Origin of the sequence: Alkalinema pantanalense CENA528 (assembly GCF_050753345.1) — a bacterium.
Lineage (GTDB): Bacteria > Cyanobacteriota > Cyanobacteriia > Leptolyngbyales > Leptolyngbyaceae > Alkalinema > Alkalinema pantanalense.
Genome location: NZ_JBLZFX010000046.1, coordinates 39,283 through 45,401, shown reverse-complemented (window position 1 = coordinate 45,401; position 6,119 = coordinate 39,283). Strand labels below are relative to the sequence as shown.

Genomic DNA, 6,119 nt, shown 5'->3' with positions numbered 1-6,119 from the left:
TGTACACTTTGCCCATACGATATTCCTACAAGAGTGGATTTCAGAACCAATCAGATCCTAAATCCATTCTCGCTCAAACTCACAAAATTAATCCTGACACTCCACTAGCAACCATGGCGATCGCTCCTGTAGCTTGAGAACTCGTTTTCAAGAATTCGCTGAATATCCCTCATTGTAATGAAGCGATCGGGAAAATCCTAGCTAACAACGAACATTTGTACCTGTAAGGTGGCGAGAATTACTGTGGTTTTCTGTGAGGTCATCACGATCGCGAGAGCAGGGGGAAGCAAGTCCCGCCTAGCTCTTAACTGGATCGCGTGGAACGGTTGCCAGTGTTCACAACAACTGGGTTCGCAACTACTTGCCGCCGTAGAAGAAAGCAACTTCCTTCTCTTTTAAAGGGGCAAACCCCGCAGTTTCTAGCATTTGATTCAGCTCATCCTGGGGAATGTGCTTGGCTCCGATGCGGACAATCCGGGAACGCATGGTGTTGGAAACGCCGCTCCGTTGCCGTCCGGCCTCCAAGGCCATGACTTTGCTATAGAGATCGAGCTTTTCCGGGGGAATGGGCGAACCGTCAAAGTCGATGCCATTGGCGATCGCGACATCGATCGCATCTGCGCCTGTAGTGGATTGCGGGGTGGTTGATTCAGACATAACTTACCAAAAGTGACCTGGATAACTGGGGATCCCAAACGGGCTGACCGGTGGAATCTGTCCAGTGTCATTCTATCGGGTTGAGGAATCCCAAAAACTTCTAGTCAATTCTCCCAAGGCCGTTCCCGCAATGCCTTAGAATAACCTACTGAGGAATTTCTAATCATTTACGATCGCTGTCGATCGTCCATTAGATTAGGTTTTCAGCGTTCTCTTAGCCGCACCGCGATTATGCCAAAGGTTCTTGTTTCTGATCCCATTGATCAGGTCGGGATTGATATTCTCTCCCAGGTTGCCCAAGTAGACGTCAACACCAGCCTGTCTGCTGAGGAATTAGTGAAAGTCATTGGCGAGTATGATGCGCTAATGATCCGGTCTGGAACGCGAGTGACTAAGGACGTTATCGAAGCGGGCAGTAACCTCAAAATCATTGGCCGCGCAGGGGTTGGGGTTGATAACGTAGATGTCCCCGCCGCCACCCGCAAAGGGATTGTGGTCGTGAACTCGCCGGAAGGAAATACGATCGCCGCAGCCGAACATACCCTGGCGATGATGATGTCTCTGTCCCGCTATATTCCTGCGGCCAATGAGTCGATGAAGGCCGGGAAGTGGGATCGCAAGAGCTTTACGGGCGTCGAAGTTTACAAAAAAATTCTCGGGGTTGTTGGGCTAGGCAAGATTGGGGCGCATGTTGCGACCGTTGCCAAGGCCATGGGCATGACCATCCTGGCCTATGACCCGTTTATCTCCAAAGAACGGGCCGAGCAACTGGGCTGTAAGCTCGTGGAGTTGGATACCCTCCTGCGCGAAGCGGATTATATTACACTGCACATTCCCAAAACCTCGGAAACCGCCAACTTGATCGATGAAACCTCGATCGCCAAGATGAAGCCGACGGTACGGATCATCAACTGCGCTCGTGGCGGCATTATCAACGAAGCCGCCCTGGCCAAAGCCATTGAAGAGGGCCGCATTGCCGGAGCCGCTTTGGACGTGTTTGACTCGGAGCCCCTGGGAGAATCGCCCCTACGCGCTTTGGGTAAAGACCTTGTGCTGACCCCCCACCTAGGCGCTTCTACGGAAGAGGCTCAGGTGAACGTGGCGATCGACGTTGCCGAACAAATTCGGGATGTCTTGCTCGGGTTACCTGCCCGATCGGCGGTGAATATCCCTGGCCTACGTCCGGATGTGTTGGAAGCGCTGAAACCCTACCTGCAACTGGCAGAAACCTTGGGCAACCTGGTCAGCCAATTGGCCGGAGGCCGCATCGACTCCCTCAACATTGCATTGCGGGGCGAACTAGCGACGAACCAAAGCCAACCGATCGTCATTGCTGCTCTGAAAGGCTTGCTGTCCCATGCCTTGCAGGAGCGGGTGAACTACGTCAACGCCAGCATCGAAGCCAAGGAGCGCGGCATCCACGTCATTGAAACGCGGGACGCCTCGGTGAAGGATTACTCCGGATCGCTAATGCTGACGGCTAAAGGAGCCCTGGGTGAGCATTCCGTCAGTGGAGCCCTGCTGGGGGATGGCGAGATGCGGGTCATCAGCATTGATGAGTTCCCGGTCAACGTACCGCCGAATAAGTACATGCTGTTCACCCTGCACCGCGACATGCCGGGGATTATTGGCCGGATTGGTTCCCTGTTGGGTGACCTGAATGTCAATATTGCCAGTATGCAGGTGGGCCGCAAGATCGTGCGGGGCGATGCAGTTATGGTGCTGATGGTGGATGATCCTCTGCCGGAGAATACCGTTGAGGAAATCAAACGGATTTCGGGGATCCGAGACGCCTATACTGTGACGCTCTAGGCCGTACCCGATCGGTCATGGTTGCCCAGATGACGTTGCAGCCTGACCGATCGGACATCAACGACGATCGACCGTTTTGAGCTAGTAAAGCCTGAGTTTTGGGTGATGCTTGCTAACTTCTGGAACTCGAGTGACCGGAACAGAAACCTCAAAACTCAGAGCTTTATCCTCAAAATTTAGGAACTCTAGCGAACCATGGCAAATAGTTGGTGGGAAATTCAAGTTCTGTGCACCATTCCCCTAGAAGAAGGGATGTGCTGGCGCTTGGAGGAATTTGGTTGCAAGGGCACCTCAAGCCAACGGATGGGAACCTCTTCCGTCGTTTCCGGCTATTTACCCCAGGTTCAAGCCCACGTCCTCGATTTATCTGCCTTGGCGATGCAAATTCGGCAGGATGCGCTGTGTCTGGAACAGCCCCATCCCGTTGTGCGGTGGAACCTGATTGATGAAGAAGATTGGGCCAGTAGTTGGAAAGCCTATTGGCAACCTCAAGAGGTAGGCGATCGCCTTTTGATCCATCCTGCTTGGTTACCCCTGCCTGAACAGACCGATCGCATTATTCTGAAATTGGAACCCGGTGTGGCCTTTGGGACCGGAGACCATGCCACAACGCAGCTTTGCTTGGAAGCGTTGGAAATGCGCTTGGCGGAGGATCCGGAAAAAATTGTCATTGCTGACATCGGCTGCGGCTCCGGCATTCTTTCCGTAGGAGCTTTGCTGATGGGGGCGAAAAAAGCCTACGCTGTCGATACCGACCCCCTAGCAGTCAAGGCGACTTTAGAAAATATTGAACTGAACCAGATGGATCCGGCTCGCTTATCCGTGGCGGAAGGGAGTGTGGAAACCCTGGTCAATATGGTGCCGGAACCAGTGGAGGGCATCGTTTGCAACATTCTCGCCCATGTGATTGTGGAGCTGATTCCCCAATGGACGCCGATCGTCAAGCAAGAAACCTGGGGCATTCTCAGCGGCATTTTGTTGGATCAAGCGAAGGCTGTGGCGGACGCTTTGGAAGGGAATGGCTGGTTTGTCGCAGCACTGTGGAAACGGGGCGAATGGTGCTGCATGAATATTCGCCGCATGAATGACTAGCCGCATGAACGATTAAGAGAGGAATGGCTCAGAAAAGTCAGATTGGGCCAAGCCTAAACCCGGATTTTTCAGAGCAGGACGTTAACGGGGCAGAATATCGTTCAACCGAAGGTGTAGGTTGGGTAAAAGTGGGGATTGAATCAATTCCCCTAGCCGATATTGATGGAACTCATAATCGTCCCCTTGGAGCTGGCAGACGGTAAACGTCGGTTGCTTGGGTTTGCCAATAAAGGCCACACCCCCCAATCCTCGGTAGTCTACAATCCAATATTCAGGAATGCCTAGCATGGCATATTCTTCCACCTTACGGGCGTAGTCCGTTTCCCAGTTGGTACTGACTACTTCCACAACCAGCTTGATCGATCGACCTAGGGTGATGACGGGTTGCTGCTGCCAGAGGGGTTCGCTGGTCAGGGTAGATTCGTCTAGAACCACAATATCTGGGCGACGGGCAGTTGCCACCTCTGCAAAGGGACGGATGAGGCAAGTACGCGGAATAAACCAAGGGTGTTGAGCTTGGGCGATCGCGATGCCAATGCAAGGTGCTAGCTTTCCACCAACGGTTTCATGGGGGCCAGTAGGCTCTATGTTGATCAGTTTCCCGTCAGCCAATTCATAGCACAAATCCTCAGTGTACTGAGTTACGAATTGCTCAAACGATAATTGCTGAGCGGAAGGATAGATCATAGCAAATTGCTATACGGTTAACTAGAGTTTGATAATCTAACTTGAACAAAATTACGAACGAGACCTAATTGCATTCCAAATCTAGCTACAGCTCAATCTAACTGCATCGCAACATTTCTGGGTTGATTTGGAATTGAATGCTGTTAATTTTGCGCTTACCGGGAAGTTCCTGGGCACCGAGTAAATATTGTTCCTGCTTCAGTTCTTCGATCGTGCGCCAGAAGATTTGATTGTTGCGGGAACTGTTGCTGCCCAAGAGATCCAGGTTTTTAAACAAGTACTGTTTCGAGATAATCATGTATTGCCCATCCTGAGGATTATCCCATTTCATCCGACTGGCTAAATACACTAACAGTCGAGTTTTATAATCATTCTTCGTTGTGTTTCCCAAACGTTGTGTGATGTTGAAAGAACGGGGAAACAGAAGGTAATCATTACCCCGACTAATTCCATCGAAAAATTGTAATTCGATCGTGTAGGAATCTGCTAATTCGTAAGTGTAGTCAGCCGCATGGAAAATATCAAATTTCTTGGCTTTGCCACCCACCTCCCAGTCGTGGATTTTTAGAATGTTTTGAATCTTGATTTTAGGATTAGCCACTCCCTTGCGAGGCGCGTGGGAAAACATTAATTCCGTGCGGTGCAAGGTTACTAAATCCCGGTGTAATTGCGATCGTAACTTAGAGGCAAACCCACCATCCTTCGTGCGGGTGTAGCCTAATTTTTCGAGCAAATCATTGGACTGGAGCGTTAGGGTTGGCTGCTGTCCCTGGTGGGCAGCGAGGGAATAGAGATGGAGCAAAATCGCAACTTGGCGCGGATTCAAAAACGTGACCACGCCATTGAGTAATCTTTGGATCCGACGATCGTCCACTTGAGTTAATCCCTGACTCAAGCCCTTTTCCAGACCCCCAGCTCCCGACAAATTGAGTTGGGCGTAAACATCCTGGAGGTGATACCAAGCCTCCTCCGTCAGATTATCTAGGGGCACTCGGCGCGTAATTGCCACTTCACTACTATCGGTAGTGTCTGCCTCCACCCGCATCTCTAAATAATAGCCATCTGGATCCGATCGAAGCATGGGCGATCGCACATCAGGATTCCGCAAAGATGCCCCCGCCCGAGGCAACAACATGAGTAACTGTCCATCGACCGGGAAGGTAGCCGTTGAAGTTTTCCACAGGTACTGGGAGGGAGAGGTAGACATGGGTGAATGATTTAACGAGCAAAGGATTGAGGAGTCAGCATTTGCAGGGATTAGCTAGCACCATAGGAAGGCGACAGTAGCCGGATCCGAATCAAACCCTACACCATATCTAGGGGTGTAGTGGTTCCGTGTAGTCAGAATACACTGCATCTAGGAAAACGATCGTAACTCCTGCGTATATTTTGATCGAAAAAATCTGTAATTTTGGCGTAGGCGTGGATCCGGATTTTGAAGCGAGTCAACCAGGGGAATCTGTAACGATCGCGTCCAATTATTACCTATAACGCCCCCGTCTAGATCGGCTGATCTGATCAACTGATCTGCATTGGGATCATTCAGCGATCTGTAACTTTCTCGTTCAAATTTCACCGATCGTGGTTGGGATGATCCAGGCACTCCTGTAACATTCCCGTCTGCAATCCAACTGTAACTTCTGCGGATCATTGAACTGTAACTTCTGCGGATCATGGCCCTTCGTCACCGCGATCGCCCCTTGAGATCCAAAATTTTCAGTGTTACGGTATTGCCCGTGATGGGTAGCTACCACCTACCCGAACTGGGTTCCTACCAAACTCAGTCAAGTCACCAAAAAGTCAACAACCTGTCAATCGTTTGAACCTTGTTCTGTAGCTTGTTCTGAAACTAACCTTGTCCTCCCTGCTAG

6 protein-coding genes are annotated in these 6,119 nt (G+C 50.9%); 2 read left to right on the top strand and 4 right to left on the bottom strand.

From position 1 onward, the window contains the following. Positions 1-357: 357 nt before the first annotated feature. Positions 358-657: a small RNA NsiR4-regulated ssr1528 family protein gene (locus tag ACN4EG_RS15775; protein ID WP_431630807.1), complete on the bottom strand. Its 300-nt coding sequence runs from the start codon at positions 655-657 to the stop codon at positions 358-360. Positions 658-888: 231 nt separating this feature from the next. Between ACN4EG_RS15775 and serA the strand changes: the two genes are divergently transcribed. Beyond that, positions 889-2,469: a phosphoglycerate dehydrogenase gene (gene serA / locus ACN4EG_RS15770; RefSeq protein WP_431630805.1), complete on the top strand. Its 1,581-nt coding sequence runs from the start codon at positions 889-891 to the stop codon at positions 2,467-2,469. 195 nt (positions 2,470-2,664) lie between these two features. Beyond that, positions 2,665-3,561 carry a 50S ribosomal protein L11 methyltransferase gene (gene prmA / locus ACN4EG_RS15765; protein WP_431630803.1) on the top strand — a complete coding sequence of 299 codons (897 nt, stop codon included), beginning with the start codon at positions 2,665-2,667 and terminating at the stop codon, positions 3,559-3,561. Between the two features lie 81 nt (positions 3,562-3,642). Here prmA and ACN4EG_RS15760 read toward each other — a convergent pair whose 3' ends face one another. The 3 genes from ACN4EG_RS15760 to ACN4EG_RS15750 form a co-directional block, all read right to left on the bottom strand. After that, on the bottom strand, positions 3,643-4,248 hold the full coding sequence (locus ACN4EG_RS15760; RefSeq protein ID WP_431630802.1) for a Uma2 family endonuclease: 606 nt from the start codon (positions 4,246-4,248) through the stop codon (positions 3,643-3,645). Between the two features lie 97 nt (positions 4,249-4,345). Beyond that, the gene (locus ACN4EG_RS15755) at positions 4,346-5,455 is read right to left on the bottom strand and encodes a hypothetical protein (protein WP_431630801.1); all 1,110 of its coding nucleotides are present in this window, start codon (positions 5,453-5,455) and stop codon (positions 4,346-4,348) included. A gap of 358 nt (positions 5,456-5,813) precedes the next feature. Next, on the bottom strand, positions 5,814-6,002 hold the full coding sequence (locus ACN4EG_RS15750) for a hypothetical protein (RefSeq protein WP_431630800.1): 189 nt from the start codon (positions 6,000-6,002) through the stop codon (positions 5,814-5,816). Between the last annotated feature and the right edge of the window lie 117 nt (positions 6,003-6,119).